This is a genomic window from Pleomorphomonas carboxyditropha (assembly GCF_002770725.1).
Lineage (GTDB): Bacteria > Pseudomonadota > Alphaproteobacteria > Rhizobiales > Pleomorphomonadaceae > Pleomorphomonas > Pleomorphomonas carboxyditropha.
The window spans coordinates 106519-120991 of the sequence record NZ_NQVN01000005.1 but is presented as its reverse complement, the minus strand read 5'-3'; the positions used below and the strand labels follow the sequence as shown (position 1 = coordinate 120991).

Annotated in this window: 13 protein-coding genes; 4 read left to right on the top strand and 9 right to left on the bottom strand. The window is 68.0% G+C overall.

Annotated features, from left to right (window positions below):
- Positions 1 to 211 precede the first annotated feature (211 nt).
- Together hxlA and hxlB are read left to right on the top strand one after the other, a co-directional pair.
- Positions 212 to 862 (top strand): 3-hexulose-6-phosphate synthase, encoded by a 651-nt coding sequence (hxlA, locus tag CJ014_RS10760; protein ID WP_100080482.1) that lies wholly within the window; start codon positions 212 to 214, stop codon positions 860 to 862.
- On the top strand, positions 859 to 1419 hold the full coding sequence (gene hxlB / locus CJ014_RS10755; protein ID WP_100080481.1) for a 6-phospho-3-hexuloisomerase: 561 nt from the start codon (positions 859 to 861) through the stop codon (positions 1417 to 1419). Before hxlA ends, hxlB begins: the two co-directional genes overlap by 4 nt.
- Positions 1420 to 1539: 120 nt before the next feature.
- Here the strand turns inward: hxlB and CJ014_RS10750 are convergent, their stop codons facing one another.
- Genes CJ014_RS10750 through CJ014_RS10740 form a run of 3 tightly spaced genes read right to left on the bottom strand, consistent with a single transcriptional unit; the run spans position 1540 to position 4074 of the window.
- Positions 1540 to 2289, bottom strand: coding sequence for an ABC transporter ATP-binding protein (locus CJ014_RS10750; RefSeq protein ID WP_100080480.1), 750 nt, complete (start codon positions 2287 to 2289; stop codon positions 1540 to 1542).
- The gene (locus CJ014_RS10745) at positions 2286 to 3080 is read right to left on the bottom strand and encodes an ABC transporter permease (RefSeq protein ID WP_100080479.1); all 795 of its coding nucleotides are present in this window, start codon (positions 3078 to 3080) and stop codon (positions 2286 to 2288) included. The genes CJ014_RS10750 and CJ014_RS10745 overlap by 4 nt, the downstream gene beginning before the upstream one ends.
- A 4-nt stretch (positions 3081 to 3084) precedes the next feature.
- Positions 3085 to 4074 (bottom strand): ABC transporter substrate-binding protein, encoded by a 990-nt coding sequence (locus tag CJ014_RS10740; RefSeq protein ID WP_245427254.1) that lies wholly within the window; start codon positions 4072 to 4074, stop codon positions 3085 to 3087.
- A 405-nt stretch (positions 4075 to 4479) separates the two neighbouring features.
- On the opposite strand from CJ014_RS10740, the gene CJ014_RS10735 reads away from it, so the two are divergent.
- Positions 4480 to 6480 (top strand): FAD-dependent oxidoreductase, encoded by a 2001-nt coding sequence (locus CJ014_RS10735; protein WP_100080477.1) that lies wholly within the window; start codon positions 4480 to 4482, stop codon positions 6478 to 6480.
- A gap of 4 nt (positions 6481 to 6484) precedes the next feature.
- Positions 6485 to 8335, top strand: coding sequence for a [FeFe] hydrogenase, group A (locus CJ014_RS10730; protein WP_100080476.1), 1851 nt, complete (start codon positions 6485 to 6487; stop codon positions 8333 to 8335).
- Between the two features lie 70 nt (positions 8336 to 8405).
- Here the strand turns inward: CJ014_RS10730 and fabF are convergent, their stop codons facing one another.
- From fabF to CJ014_RS10705, 6 genes are all read right to left on the bottom strand, one after another.
- The gene (gene fabF / locus CJ014_RS10725) at positions 8406 to 9671 is read right to left on the bottom strand and encodes a beta-ketoacyl-ACP synthase II (RefSeq protein WP_100080568.1); all 1266 of its coding nucleotides are present in this window, start codon (positions 9669 to 9671) and stop codon (positions 8406 to 8408) included.
- A gap of 68 nt (positions 9672 to 9739) precedes the next feature.
- Entirely contained in the window at positions 9740 to 10159 is a 420-nt protein-coding gene (locus CJ014_RS10720; RefSeq protein WP_100080475.1) for a MarR family winged helix-turn-helix transcriptional regulator, read from the bottom strand.
- A gap of 107 nt (positions 10160 to 10266) precedes the next feature.
- A complete protein-coding gene (gene leuA, locus CJ014_RS10715) occupies positions 10267 to 11973 on the bottom strand; it encodes a 2-isopropylmalate synthase (protein WP_100080474.1) in 1707 nt (568 codons plus the stop codon).
- A 151-nt stretch (positions 11974 to 12124) separates the two neighbouring features.
- Positions 12125 to 12247, bottom strand: a complete 123-nt coding sequence (locus CJ014_RS28295; protein ID WP_280952336.1) for a hypothetical protein — start codon at positions 12245 to 12247, stop codon at positions 12125 to 12127.
- A 40-nt stretch (positions 12248 to 12287) separates the two neighbouring features.
- A complete protein-coding gene (locus tag CJ014_RS10710; protein WP_100080473.1) occupies positions 12288 to 12851 on the bottom strand; it encodes a UbiX family flavin prenyltransferase in 564 nt (187 codons plus the stop codon).
- Positions 12848 to 14338 carry a UbiD family decarboxylase gene (locus CJ014_RS10705; RefSeq protein ID WP_100080472.1) on the bottom strand — a complete coding sequence of 497 codons (1491 nt, stop codon included), beginning with the start codon at positions 14336 to 14338 and terminating at the stop codon, positions 12848 to 12850. Before CJ014_RS10705 ends, CJ014_RS10710 begins: the two co-directional genes overlap by 4 nt.
- Between the last annotated feature and the right edge of the window lie 135 nt (positions 14339 to 14473).

The following is a 14473-nucleotide window of genomic DNA, read 5'->3' as shown; positions in this document are numbered from 1 at the left end:
GTGGACCGCTTTTACGACTTTTGGAGCTGCGCTAAACTACCAATTGGCCATTCCGGGGAGGCGTCAGGCCGGAATGGCGGCGCTCGTCGGCCAGGAGAGGCGTTTCGGAGGCTCAGCCAATGGGATCGTGCTCATTATCGTGCCGCCGCTCCCCGGAGGCCTTGCGCAATCCGCGTTCCGGACGAGGTCCGGCGCCAGGAGGACAGACCGGATGAAACTGCAGCTCGCGTTGGATGACATCACGATCGACGAGGCGGTGGCCCTCATCGATCGGGTGCGCCCGTTCATCGATATCGTCGAGGTGGGAACTCCCTTTCTCATCGAGGACGGGCTGCGGCCCGTGCGCGATTTCCGCGCCCGCTACCCCGACCTGCCGGTGCTGGCCGACGTCAAGATCATGGACGCCGGCCATTACGAGGCGCGGCAGGCCTTCGCCGCCGGCGCGGCCTACGTCACCGTGCTCGGCGTCACCGATCTCCTCACGGTCAAGGGCTGCCTGGACGTGGCGGCGGATTTCGGCGGCACCGTCATCGCCGACATGATCTGCGTCGCCGACCTTCCCGACCGCATCCGCCGTCTGGAAGACCTCGGCATCAAGGCGCTGGCCGTCCACACCGGCGTCGACCAGCAGGCGGCCGGCCGCACGCCGGCCGACGAGCTGAAGGTGATGAAGGAGGTGGCGCGGCAGTCCGAGCTGTTCGTCGCCGGCGGCATCACCCCGGCCACCATATCGCAATACATCCGTCTCGGCGCCGACGTGGCCATCGTCGGCGGCGGCATCCGGCACGCCGCCGACCCGGCGAAGGCGGCGGAGGAGCTGGCCCGGCTGGCCCATCGGGAAACGAAGGAGCGGGAAGAATGAACGTCGCGGACTATGGCAGCGCCATCCTGGAGGAACTGCGGGCCGTATTGTCGAAGGTGTCGCCCGACGAGGTGAGCGCTTTCGCCGGCGATCTTCTGGCGGCGCGGCGGATCTTCGTCGCCGGCGCCGGCCGGTCCGGACTGGCGGGCAGAGCCTTCGCCATGCGCCTGATGCACTTCGGCCTCGACGCCTTCGTCATCGGCGAAATCGCCACGCCCGCCTATTCCGGGGATGACCTGCTCGTCGTCTGCTCCGGCTCGGGCGAAACGGGGAGCCTGGTGTCGATCGCCGACAAGGCGCGGCGGATCGGCGGCAAGATCGCGCTGGTGACCATCGTGCCGGATTCCACCATCGGCAAGCTCGCCGACCGCCGCCTGGTGCTGCCGGCGCCATCGCCGAAGGCGAAGGCCGGCGACGGCGTCCGGTCGATCCAGCCCATGGGCTCGCTGTTCGAGCAGGCGCTGCTGCTGCTCCTCGATGCGGTCATTCTCGAGCTGATGGCGCGGCGCGGGGCGACCAGCGACGGGATGTTCACCCGTCACGCCAACCTGGAATAGATGGCTTCGTCCGGAAGCGCCGGAAGCCCGGATGAACCAACTTGATAAGTTCGATATCCGGGACGCGGCCGCCGATCGGTTCGGACCAACCGCATCGAAGGCTGGCCGCCTAGGGAGGCTTCAGCCCGACAGCGTCGGCCGGAAGGCGTCGCGGATCGCATCCAGCGCCGCGATGCGGCGGATTTCCGCTTCGACGAAGGCGTCGTCCCGAAGGCGGGCCGGTCGGTCGATGGCGAGGCGGGCGACGATCCGCCCCGGTCGGCCGGCCAGCACCACCGCCCGATCGGCGAGCCGCACCGCCTCGGACAGGTCGTGGGTCACCAGCACCACCGTGACGCCGCGCTCCTGCGCGTCGAGGCGGACGAGCTGCTGCATCTCACGCGACAGGCCGACGTCGAGCGCCGAGAAAGCCTCGTCGAGCAGCAGCAGGTCGGGTAGGACGGCGAGGGCCCGCGCCAGCGCCACCCGCTTCTTCATGCCGCCGGACAACTGGTGCGGATAAAGGCCGGCATCGCCCTGGCCGAGACCGACCTTGACCAGCATCGATCGCGCCCGGGCGAGGCGTTCGGCGCGGGAGAGCCGCTCGCCGGCAAGGCCGAACACGACGTTGCCGCGCGCCGTCCGCCAGGGCAGGAGCAGCGGATCCTGGAAGACGAAGGCCGATCGCTCGAACGGCCGGTCGATGCGTCCGGCGTCCGGTTCGAGCAGACCGCCGAGGATGTGGAGCAGCGTCGTCTTGCCGGCACCCGATGGTCCGAGGATGGCCAGGACGCCGCCCCGCGGCACGCGGAGATCGATGCCGTCGAGCACTTTCGTGCCGGCGAAGCCGTGGGCGACGCCGCCGGCAACGAGGCCGCCCTCGCCGTTCATGCCGCCTCTCCCGGCAGACCGCGCCGCCAGGTCTCGAAATGCCGGCGCGCCGGTTCGATGATCAGACGTTCGACGACAAGCAGCAGCGCCACGACAACGACCACCCAGGCCATGGTCTTGGCGGTGTCGACCTCGGCGCGGGCCGCGGCGAGACCGTCGCCGATGCCGCCGGCTCCCGACAGCAGTTCGGCCATCACCGCTACCTTCCAGCTCATGGCCAGCGCCGTTCCGAGCGCCGGCAGGAGATGGGAGAGCACGTGCGGCAGGTAGACGTCGACGATCCTGGCGCCGAGCGGCACGCGGAAGGCGCGCGCCATGGTGCGAAGGCCGCCGTCGACGGTGCGCGTGCCCTGCGTCGCCGCGGCAAACACCAGGGGGCCGGCGGCGACCGCCACGGAGAAGGTGGCGGCCAGTCCGGAGCTGCCGAACCACAGGAGCGACAGCACCACCCAGGCGATGGCCGGCACGCCGATCAGCATGGTGGCGATCGGCTGCAGCATGGCCCTCACCGGCATCGAACGCCCGGCGAGGCCGCCGAGGAACGAACCGGCCAGCGTCGCCGCAACAAAGCCGCTCAGCGCGTCGCGTGCCGTCGTCGCCACCGCCGGCCCGAGTTCGCCGCCGGCGGCGAGGCGCCCGAGGGCGGCGAGCGTTGCCAGCGGCGACGGCAGCACGAAGTCGCCGTAGGCGCGATGGCCGATCTCCCAGAGCGCGACGACGACGGCGAGTCCGAGCATCGCCCAGCGGCGTTCGCCACCGCCGGTCAGCCGGCGCCAGGAAAGCCTCGGCATGGTCTCAGCGTCCCCAGTAGAAGGCCGGGTCCGGCAGGCGTCCGGCGACGATGTCAGGCGACAGCGTCATCAGGGCCTCGAAATAGGCCTCGAGGTCGGCCTTGGCCTCCAGCGCCGACGCCACCTTCAGCCGGAAACGCGGCAGCGACGCCTCGATGATCGGCGCCGGCAGCTTCAGCGGATCGGCGACCAGCGCCGCCGCGGCTTTCGGGTTGTCGCCGACCCAGCCGGCCGCCTCGACCGAGGCGGCATGCAGCGCCGCGACGATGTCGGGATGGGCATCGAGAAAGGCCTCCGTCACCGCGAGGCCGGCCTGCGGAATGCCGGCGGGCCGGCCGCTGTGCGCAGCGTAGAGGTCGGTGACGTCGAGGGCGCGCATGACGTTGAGGTTCGCCTGCTTAGCCTTGATCTCGGCGGCGCTGGCCGCCGGCTCCGGCAGCACGGCGGCATCCGCCTTGCCGGCCAGGAGCAGCGGCACCGCCTCGGCCGACGTGCCGACGTAGGAGAGGCCGACATCCCGGCCCGGCTCGAGCCCGGCCGATTTCAGCACGAAACGGGTGAGCAGGTCCGGCGCGTCGTTCTTGGCGCCGACCAGCAGCGTCTTGCCCTTGAGATCCCCGATCGTTTCGAGACGCACGCCGTCGCCGGCGAAGATATAGAGCAGCCCCCAGGTCAGGATGTTGACGAGACGGACGCCGGCGCCGCGATTGAACAGGTTGGCGGCGGCATAGCTCGGCGCGGCGAACAGCGCGATATCGCCCGAGACGACGCCCGCCCGCATCTGGTCGGCCGTGCGCCAGACGTCGAAGCGCGCCTCGCCCGCCAGCGGCGCCAGCGCGCCCGAGGCCACGGCCCGGGCCAGCACCACCGAGGGCGACGCCGGCATGCCCCAGACGGTGAGCTGGTCGAGGCCGGCGGCGCGGGTGGCCGTCGGGACCGGCAGCGCGGCCAGACCGGCGGCGGCAAGGCACTCGAGGAAACGGCGACGGCTCATGCCTCGGGGCATGGAGGAAACTGTCATGGTGGACCCTGAAGACGGCTGGGGCAATCGCGTCCTGAGAAACGCTCGCATGACACTAGACCAATTCACGTCCCTGGGAAATCGCCTGAGAAAATACCTTCACTTGATAAGCAATAAATCGAATTGCAAGCTTTTCCGAAGAGATACGGATAGGGATTTACCGTTGTACGCACTAACACGTAACATGAAAGTTGAGAACAGGAAGCATCTAAATCGAAAAAGAGAAAAAGCAACTACGTAGCCCGCGTCGTTTGACTTTCGTCATTGCTGTTCGCATGGCAGATGCGTATGGAACGCATGATACGGACACACTTCCCCGAGGGTCGCTCGCCTGTGACAGACTTGCCGGGGAACGCCCAACCAAAGTGGGGATGGAGCATGGCACAGGTTATTTATGGCGTGTGGGACGGTGTCGTCCACGATTATCGCCAGGGAAAGGCCGTGGAGGGCGCGACGCCTCCCGACCTCAAGGATTTCGAGGTCTTCGACGACGACAACCCGATCCGCGCCTTCGTGGCCGATCGCGGCTTCTTCGTCTTCGATGAGAACGTCAACCTCATCGACACCTTCTGGCAGTATCTCAGCAAGGCGGCCGAGGAGTCCTGCGGCAAGTGCACGCCCTGCCGCATGGGCACCGTTCTGGTGCGCGACGCTCTCGGCGCCATGCGCCGTGGCCTCGAGGCCGATCTCGGCCTCGACGAGATCGCCACCATGGCCGAGCAGATGCGCGCCACCTCGCTCTGCGGTCTCGGCCAGTCCTGCGGCACCGCCCTCGGCAAGGCCATCGCCGCCTTCCGCGACGAGTTCGAGGCCGAGCTCGCCAAGCACGAGCCGGCCCGTCGGCAGCATGCCATGAGCTACATGACGGCGCCCTGCATCGAGGCCTGTCCGTCCAAGGTCAATGTCCCCCGCTACATCGACTATATCCGCGACGGCAAGCCCGAGCATTCGCTCGGCGTCATCCTGCAGAAATATCCGATGGCCGCCACCTGCAGCCGCGTCTGCGTCCGCTTCTGCGAGGCGGCCTGTCGGCGCAAGATGGTCGACGAGGCGGTCGGCATCAAGATTCTCAAGCGCTACGTCGCCGAATACCAGACCGGCCCGCATCCGCTGGTGTTCTCCAAGGACATGATCGCCAACATCCTGCCGGAAGACCAGCGCGTCGCCGTCGTCGGCGCCGGCCCGGCCGGCGTCTCCTGCGCCTATCACCTGTTGATGCGCGGCTACCACGTCGACGTCTACGAGGCGCAGGGCGAGATGGGCGGCATGGCCGCCATCGGCATCCCGTCCTACCGCCTGCCGAAGGACGTTCTGCTCAACGAGATGAACGCCATCACCAAGCTCGGCGGCCGCTTCTTCTTCAACCAGCGCCTCGGCAGCGACTTCTCGGTCGACGACCTGTTCAAGCGCGGCTACAAGTCGGTGTTCCTCGCCCTCGGCTGCCAGGAAGGCACCAAGATGGGCTGCGACAACGAGGACACCAGCCTCGCGGGCTACGAGTCCGGCGTCGGCTTCCTGCTCAAGGTCCACGACCACGTGGCCGGCATCAAGAAGCATGAGATCGACGGCGAAGTGGTGGTGGTCGGCGGCGGCAACGTCGCCATGGACTGCGTCCGCTCGGCCATCCGCATGGGCGCCAAGAAGGTTCACCTGGTCTACCGCCGCACCGAGGCCGACATGCCGGCCGACCGCGAGGAGGTCGTGGCCGCCCATGACGAGGGCATCGAGTTCCACGTGCTGACCAACCCGCTGGCCATCATCTCGGAGGACGGCAGGGTCACCGGCGTCAGGCTGACCAAGATGGAGCAGACGGAGATGGACGCCAAGGGTCGCCGCAACGTGCGGCCGATCCCCGGCAGCGAATACGTCATGCCCTGCTCGGTGGTGATCGCCGCCATCGGCCAGCAGGTCGACACCGGCTCGGTCAAGCCCCAGGACGGCGTCGAGATGAGCAAGTGGAACTGGGTGGTCGCCAACAAGGAAACGCTCGCCACCTCGCGGCCGGGCGTGTTCGCCGGCGGCGACTGCTACCTCGGCCCGTCGACGCTGATCGCCGCCATGGCCGACGGCCTCAAGGCCGCCCGCAACATCGACGACTACCTGCGGCGGGGCTCGACCCGCTTCTTCCCGCGCTCGCGCATGCGCAAGATCCTGGAGAACAACAAGCTGTTCTCCAACGACTGCATCGAAGTGCCGGTCAAGAACGAGTATCGCGTCCACCATCCGGAACTGTCGCCGGAAGTGCGCAAGACCATGTTCGGGGAAGTCGAGCAGATCATCAGCTCGGAGGACGCCTACAAGGAGTCCATGCGCTGCATGCGCTGCTACCGCATCTATTCCGTGATCACCGAACACTCCATCCCCGAAGGAGCGGCGTGAGACCATGTGCAACGTCGAAACCCTCATCCCCGTCGGCGCCGAAGCCACCATCGGCTTCAAGATCAATGGCAAGGCCGTCACGGCCTATCCGAACGAGACGATTCTCTCGGCCGCCCGCCGGCATGACTTCTACATTCCGACGCTGTGCGAGCTGGCCGACATCGACCACACGCCCGGCACCTGCCGCGTCTGCCTCGTCGAGATCCAGATGCCCGGCCAGGCCAGCACCCACATGGTGACGGCCTGCAACACGCCGGTGAAGGAAGGCCTCGCCATCGAGACGCGCACCAAGAAGGTGCGCGACATGCAGAAGCTGCAGGTCGAGCTCCTGATGGCCGACCACCTGCAGGACTGCGCCACCTGCATCCGCCACGGCTCCTGCGAGTTGCAGGACGTCGCGCAGTTCGTCGGCCTCAAGGAGAACCGCTTCTTCGACCCGATCCGCGTCGCCGCCCGCGAGATCGACCACTCGTCGCCGGCCATGGTCCGCGACATGACCAAGTGCATCCGCTGCCAGCGCTGCGTCGCGGTCTGCCGCAACTACCAGGAAGTCGACGCGCTGGTCATCACCGGCACCGGCCTCAACACGGCCGTCGGCCTGCGCCACGGCAAGAACCAGAAGGACTCCACCTGCGTCACCTGCGGCCAGTGCGTCCTGGTCTGCCCGACCGGCGCGCTCGCCGAAAAGGACGAGACCGATCGCGTCCTCGACTATATCTACGATCCGGAAATCACCACCGTCCTGCAGTTCGCGCCGGCCATCCGCGTCGGCTTCGGCGAGGAATTCGGCATGCCGCCGGGCACCAACGTCGAGGGGCAGATCATCGCCGCCTCGCGCAAGCTCGGCGTCGACATCGTGCTCGACACCAACTTCGGCGCCGACGTGGTGATCATGGAGGAAGGCACCGAGCTTCTGCATCGCCTCGGCGAGCGCAAGCGGCCGACCATCACCTCCTGCTGCCCGGCCTGGATCAACTTCGCCGAGGTCCACTATCCCGAGCTGCTGCCGCTCCTGTCGTCCACCCGCTCGCCGCAGGCGGTCGTCGGTGCCATCGCCAAGAGCTACCTGCCGGTCAAGATGGGGCTCGATCCGAAGAAGATCCGCGTCATCTCCATCATGCCCTGCACGGCCAAGAAGGACGAGATCGTCCGGCCGCAGCTCGGTGACGACGACATGCCGAACGTCGACGTCGTGCTGACGACGCGCGAGTTCGCGCGCCTCTTGAAGCGCGAAGGCCTCGATCTCAACACCATCGAGCCGTCGACCTTCGACAACCCCTACATGAGCGAGTACACCGGCGCCGGCGTCATCTTCGGCACCACCGGCGGCGTCATGGAAGCGGCGCTCAGGACCGTCTACAAGGTCGTCAACGGCAAGGAGCTCGATCAGATCGAGCTGACCCAGCTGCGCGGCTTCGAGGGCGTCCGCTCGGCCACCGTCGATCTCGGCGGCAACATCGGCGAAGTGAAGATCGCCATGGCCCATGGCCTCGGCGAGACGCGCGCCCTGATGGAGGCGATCAAGGCCGGCGAGGCCGACTTCGACTTCATCGAGATCATGGCCTGCCCCGGCGGCTGCGTCGACGGCGGCGGCACGCTGCGCTCCAAGAAGCAGTACCTGCCCTATGCCCTCAAGCGGCGCGAGACGATGTTCGGCATCGACCGCAAGGCCAAGGTGCGCCAGTCGCACAACAACGAGCAGGTCAAGGCCCTCTACCGCGACTTCCTGGGTTCGCCGAACTCGGAGAAGGCGCACCACCTCCTGCACACCTTCTACACCGACCGCAAGGCCGAGCTGGAACTGACGGTCAAGGAGATCTGGGGCGAGATCAAGATGAGCACCATGATCTACTGATCAGGCGCTTTTCGAGGATTGAAAGCCGGGCGGCGGGGCGACCTGCCGCCCGTTTTTTTCGCGCAATCGGTCAGCGAAAGCGGGAAAACACCAGCGCCGCGTTGACGCCGCCGAAGCCGAAGGCGTTGGACAGCACGTGGTCGACGGCGGCGGGGCGGGCAGCGGAGCCGATCAGGTCGAAGCCGTCGGCCTCGGCCATCGGCCGCTCGATGTTGAGGCCCGGCGGCAAGATCTGGTGACGCAGCGCCAGGACCGAAAAGATCGCCTCGATGGCGCCGGCCGCCCCCAGCATGTGGCCGGTCGCCGACTTGGTGGAGCTGACCGGCACGCCACCGCCGCCCGGACCGAACACCGCCGCAAGGGCGGCGAGCTCCGCCGCGTCGCCGACCGGCGTCGAGGTGGCATGCGCGTTGACATAGCCGATGGCATCGGGCTCGACGCCGGCCATGCCGAGCGCCAGCCGCATGGCGCGCGCCGCTTCCCGGCCGTCCGGCCAGCCGGCGGTGACGTGATGGGCGTCGGTGGTGGTGCCGTAACCCGCCACGATGGCCAACGGCGTCGCCCCGCGCGCCTCGGCATGCGACAGCCGCTCGATCACCAGCGCCGCCGCGCCCTCCGACAGCACGAAACCGTCATGGTCGGCGTCGAACGGCCGCGACGCCCGCCATGGCTCGTCGTTGAAGTTGAACGACAGCGCCTTGGCCGCCGTGAAGCCGCCGATGGCCACCGGATCGACGCAGCCCTCGCTGCCGCCGCACAGCGCGATGTCCGCCTCGCCATTGCGGATCAGGCGCACGGCGTCACCGATCGCCTGGGCCGAGGCGGCGCAGGCGGTGACCGGCGCACCCGACGGCCCGCGGAAGCCGAAGCGGATCGTCACCTGTCCGGCGGCGAGATTGGGCAGGAAGGACGGCACCACGAAGGGCGACAACCGGCGAACGCCGTCGGTCCGCACGGTTTCGCTGGCCGCCGTGATCGCCGGCACGCCGCCGACGCCGGTGGCGATCACCGTCGCCGTGCGCGTCCGTTCGGCCTCGGCTTCCGGATGCCAGCCCGCCTGGCCGAGCGCTTCCGACGCCGCCGCCATGGCGTAGTGGATGAACAGGTCGGTGCGGCGCAGGTCCCGCGGGTCCATGACCGCCTCGGGATCGAAGCCGCCCGGCGCGTCACGGCCGGGAACCAGGCCGGCGATACGACATTTCCAGCCCTCGGTGTCGAAGCGATCGTTCCTTCCGATGCCGCTGTCGCCGGCGACCAGGCGCCGCCAGTTGGTTTCAACGCCGGCACCGAGCGGCGACACCGCTCCCATGCCCGTCACGACGATCGGCTCCTGCATGTCCGCCTCCATGTGTACCAGCACAGTGCATATACACTATCGGCATGACAAACAACCCGTCGCCGTCGTCAGCGGGAGAACCGCCGGCTGATCTTGAGATAGGCTGCGGTCTCCTCCGGCGAACTGCCGCGCATCAGACCGGCCTGGGCCGCCTGCCATTCGACGAGCAGGCGATCGAGCAGGGCATCGCCTTCGTCGGTGAGTTGGCTGACCCGCATGTTGCCGCCGGAACCGTCCACCCGCCGCGCCAGACCCTTCAGTTCGAGCCGGTCGAGGTTGCGGATCAGGCTGGTGCGGTCGAGATGGATGCGGGACGACAGCGCCGCCGCCGTGGCGCCGGGGTTGTAGCGGATGGCGGCGAGCAGCGAGAATTGCTGCACCGTGACCCCGAACGGCTTCAGCTTGGCATCGTAGCGGCGGACCAGCGCGCGCGCCGCCGCAACGGTGTTGAGCACAAGGCAGTTCGCGAGATCGTCGGGAAGCGGCATGGGCCATGCTTGCACGTGGCGGACGGCGAAAGTCAAGTTCGCCGGGCAGGCATCGAAAAGCCCCCGGTCGCCGGACCGGGAGCGTGTTTCGTCGCGATTCCGCCGGATCAGCCGGCGTTGAGTTCCAGCACCCGGTTGACCGCCGACACCACGGCGGAGAGCGACGCCGTGACGATGTTGGTGTTGATGCCGACGCCGTTGAGTTTGCCGCCGGGATGCTTCAGCTCGACATAGGCGATGGCCGAGGCGTCCGACCCCTGCTGCAGCGAATGCTCGGAATAGTCGGCCACCGATATGGGGATGCCGATATGGACCGACAGCGCATGCACGAAGCCGTCGATCGGGCCGTTGCCGTGGCCCTCGATGGTGCGCGGAACGCCGCCGTCGACGATCTCGGCGACGCAGATGCGCTGACCCTTTACCTCAGGATCGGGGTAGGTGTGGTGGTCGACGAACTTGAGCCGCCCCGCCGGCTGGTCGACGTAGAGCTGCATGAAGCGCTCGTAGATGCGCTGCGAGCTGAGCTCGCGGCCCTCGCGGTCGGTGATCGCCTGGATGTCCTCGCGGAACTCCACCTGCAGGGCGCGCGGCAGGTTGATGCCGTGGTCGTTCTGCATCAGGTAGGCGATGCCGCCCTTGCCCGACTGCGAGTTGATGCGGATGATCGCCTCGTAGGAGCGGCCGACGTCCTGCGGATCGATTGGCAGGTAGGGCACTTCCCAGACGCCGGTGTTCGACGCCTTCATGGCCTTGAGGCCCTTGTTGATGGCGTCCTGGTGCGAGCCGGAGAAGGCGGTGTAGACCAGTTCGCCGACGTAAGGATGCCGCTCGGGCACCTTCATCTGGTTGGAATATTCGAACACGTCGCGGATGCGCTCGATGTTCGAGCAGTCGAGGCCGGGATCGACGCCTTGCGTGAACATGTTGAGCGCCATGGTGACGACATCGACGTTGCCGGTGCGCTCGCCGTTGCCGAACAGCGTGCCCTCGACGCGGTCGGCGCCGGCCATCAGCGCCAGCTCGGCGGCGGCGACGCCGGTGCCGCGATCGTTGTGCGGATGCAGCGAGATCAGCACCGAGTCGCGCCGGTCGACGTTGCGGCTCATCCATTCGATCTGGTCGGCGTAGACGTTGGGCGTCGCCATCTCGACGGTCGACGGCAGGTTGAGGATCAGCTTGTTGTCGGGCGTCGGATCGATCACCTCGATCACCGCGTTGGAGATCTCCAGCGCCACCTCCAGCTCGGTGCCGGTGAAGCTCTCCGGCGAATACTCGAAGCGGAAGCCGCCACCGGCCTTGGCCGCCATGTCGGCGATCAGCTTGGCGCCGTCGACGGCGATCTGCTTGATGCCCGCGACGTCCTTGCCGAACACCACCCGCCGCTGCAGGCTGCTGGTCGAATTGTAGAAATGGACGATCGGCTGCCTGGCGCCTTGCAACGCCTCGAAGGTGCGGACGATCAGCTCCGGCCGGCACTGCACCAGCACCTGCAGCGACACGTCATCCGGCGCGCCGCCCTCTTCGACGCACCAGCGGGCGAAGTCGAAATCGGTCTGCGAGGCCGACGGAAAGCCGACCTCGATCTCCTTGAAGCCCATCTCCAGGAGCAGGCGGAACATGTGGGCCTTGCGATCGTGGCCCATGGGATCGACCAGCGCCTGGTTGCCGTCCCTGAGGTCGACCGAGCACCAGATCGGCGCCTTGTCGATCGCCTTGCCCGGCCAGGTGCGATCGCTGAGGTTGATGGGCGAAAAAGGGCGGTATTTAGCGGACGCGTTGGGCATGCCTACCCGGTCGCGGCTCATATCGGTCATGATGCTGTCACTCGTCTCTGGCTGGCGCCTCGGGCCGGCCGCGTCGTTCCAGCGACGTCGATAGGCGGCGTAAGGCGCAATTGGTCATGCGATGGGTTGAGAACGAGAGAGCTCATGGCCAGCGGCGGGCTATCGGCCGCCGGGCGCTCCCTCACTGGACCCGGCAACCGCTGATAAGGCCGAGACGAAGCAGCGAGCCGAGCATCCGTGCGCGATCCCCGGGGGCGGTGCCCTCGGCGGAGATGAAGCGCGAGATGTCGGACGTCGTGGTCATGACAAGGGCTATACCCGCAGAAATGCGAACTGACAAGGGCTCACAGTCCCTGCCAGCGCGTCAGCGCCTCGCCGGGATCGACGCCGAGCCAGGAAACCACCCGCGCCGCCATCTCGCGGATCATGTCGTCGATGGTCTCGGGCTTGGCATAGAAGGGCGGCACCGGCGGCGCCACCATGGCGCCCATGCGGGTGAGCATCAGCATCGACTTGAGATGCGCCTCGGTGAGCGGCGCCTCGCGCGGCAGCAGCACCAGCCGCCGCCGCTCCTTCAGCATCACGTCGCCGGCCCGCGTCAACAGGTTGTCGCCGAAGCCATGGGCGAGCGCCGACAGCGTCCGCATCGAGCAGGGCGCCACCGCCATCGCCTCGGCGCCGAACGAGCCGGAGGCGATCGAGGCGCCGAGATCGTCGATGTCGTGCACGAAGGTGGCGAGCCGCCGCACCTCGGCAAGGCCGTCCGGCCCCAGCTCGTGCGCAATCGTGCGCTCGCCGCCGGCGGTGACGACGAGATGCGTCTCGACGTTGGCCGCGCCGAGCTGGCGCAGCACCTCGCGGCCGAGCGCGGCGCCCGAGGCGCCGCTGATGCCGACGACGACCCTCATGGCGCCGCTCCGAACAGCTCGGTCCAACGGGCATCGACTGACTTTTTCACAGTCTCATCCATGGTCATCACCCGGCCCCATTGGCGGCTGGTCTCGGCGCCGATCTTGTTGGTGGCGTCGATGCCGATCTTGCCACCGAGTCCCTCGAGCGGCGAGGCGAAATCGAGATGGTCCATCGGCGTGCGATTGAGCACCAGCGTGTCGCGGGCCGGGTCGGCGCGCGTCGCCACCGCCCACATCACATCGGACCACGAGCGCACGTCGATGTCGTCGTCGACGACGATCACCATCTTGGTCATGGTAAACTGCGGCAACAGCGACCAGAAGCCCATCATCACCCGCCGCGCCTGGCCGGCGAAACGCTTGTCGATGGCGATGACGGCGACACGGTAGGAGCAGGTCTCCGGCGGCAGCCACAGGTCGCGGATCTCCGGAATGGCTTCCATCAGCAGCGGCTTGAACACCTCGGCCAGCGCGTCGCCCATCACCGCCGGTTCGTCCGGCGCCCGGCCGGTGAAGGTGGTGAGGTAAGGCGCGCCCTCGCGCGCCCGGACGGCGGTGAGGCGGAACACCGCATGCGGCTCGGGCGGATTGTAATAGCCGGTGTGGTCGCCGAACGGTCCCTCCATCGCCATGTCGCCGGCGGTGATCATGCCTTCGAGGACGATCTCGGCCGAGGCCGGCACATGCAGCGGAATGGTGCGGCAGGGCGCGACGGGAAGGCGGCTGCCGGCGATCAGGCCGGCCAGCGACAGTTCCGTCACCCCTTCCGGCGCCGGCATGACGGCGGCGAGGATGGTAGCCGGATCGGCGCCGATCACCACCGCCACCGGCATGGTCTCGCCGGCTTTCAGCCATTGCCGATGGTGCTGGGCGCCGCCGCGCATCGGCAGCCAGCGCATGATGGCGCTCGTTCCGTCGAGCACCTGCATGCGGTAGACGCCGAGGTTATAGGCGTTGAGGTCGTCGGCGCCGGGCGGCCGGGTGACCACCAGCGGCCAGGTGATCAGCGGGCCGGCGTCGCCCGGCCAGCAGGTCTGGATCGGCAGCGCCGCGAGATCGACGGGAAGGTCGCGCCAGCGGCCGCGATCGCCGACGATCTTCGGCCGGGCGTTGAGCGTCGCCCGCGCCACCGGCCACAGGCTGGTGGCCTCGCCGAGCGAGCGCGGCGGCTTCGGTGAGCGCAGGAAAGCCATCATGCGGCCGAGCCGGCCAAGGCCGGCCTCGTCGGTGCCGAGACCGGCGGCAACCCGCGCCCGCGTGCCGAACAGGTTGGCGACCACCGGCATCGCCGACGGCCGGCCGCCGACGGTGGGCGCCGAAAAGCGCAGCACCGGCCCACCGGCCGCGATCACCCGCCGGTGGATCTCCGTCACTTCGAGACGCATATCGACCGACGCCGCCACGTCGCGGACGTCGCCTTTTGTCTCCAGGAAGGCGAGAAAGCTGGCGAGATCGGGAAAACGCGGCAGGCTGCGGCTGAACATTTCGACTTTTCCGACCTTTTTCACCAGGTGCGACACGGAAGGCCTTCGGCCTCACCCCTCTCTCCAACTCTCCCCCACAAGAGGGAGAGGGCTCCGATTGGTTCTTTCCAGAACTGAAGACGACTCTCGGCTCTG

Excerpts from the sequence above, each read along its gene's own strand:
- hxlA (WP_100080482.1), top strand. The coding sequence starts at position 212 with ATGAAACTGCAGCTCGCGTTGGATGACATCACGATCGACGAGGCGGTG.
- hxlB (WP_100080481.1), top strand. The coding sequence starts at position 859 with ATGAACGTCGCGGACTATGGCAGCGCCATCCTGGAGGAACTGCGGGCC.
- CJ014_RS10750 (WP_100080480.1), bottom strand. The coding sequence starts at position 2,289 with ATGAACGGCGAGGGCGGCCTCGTTGCCGGCGGCGTCGCCCACGGCTTC.
- CJ014_RS10745 (WP_100080479.1), bottom strand. The coding sequence starts at position 3,080 with ATGCCGAGGCTTTCCTGGCGCCGGCTGACCGGCGGTGGCGAACGCCGC.
- CJ014_RS10740 (WP_245427254.1), bottom strand. The coding sequence starts at position 4,074 with ATGAGCCGTCGCCGTTTCCTCGAGTGCCTTGCCGCCGCCGGTCTGGCC.
- CJ014_RS10735 (WP_100080477.1), top strand. The coding sequence starts at position 4,480 with ATGGCACAGGTTATTTATGGCGTGTGGGACGGTGTCGTCCACGATTAT.
- CJ014_RS10730 (WP_100080476.1), top strand. The coding sequence starts at position 6,485 with ATGTGCAACGTCGAAACCCTCATCCCCGTCGGCGCCGAAGCCACCATC.
- fabF (WP_100080568.1), bottom strand. The coding sequence starts at position 9,671 with ATGCAGGAGCCGATCGTCGTGACGGGCATGGGAGCGGTGTCGCCGCTC.
- CJ014_RS10720 (WP_100080475.1), bottom strand. The coding sequence starts at position 10,159 with ATGCCGCTTCCCGACGATCTCGCGAACTGCCTTGTGCTCAACACCGTT.
- leuA (WP_100080474.1), bottom strand. The coding sequence starts at position 11,973 with ATGACCGATATGAGCCGCGACCGGGTAGGCATGCCCAACGCGTCCGCT.
- CJ014_RS28295 (WP_280952336.1), bottom strand. The coding sequence starts at position 12,247 with ATGACCACGACGTCCGACATCTCGCGCTTCATCTCCGCCGAGGGCACC.
- CJ014_RS10710 (WP_100080473.1), bottom strand. The coding sequence starts at position 12,851 with ATGAGGGTCGTCGTCGGCATCAGCGGCGCCTCGGGCGCCGCGCTCGGC.
- CJ014_RS10705 (WP_100080472.1), bottom strand. The coding sequence starts at position 14,338 with ATGTTCAGCCGCAGCCTGCCGCGTTTTCCCGATCTCGCCAGCTTTCTC.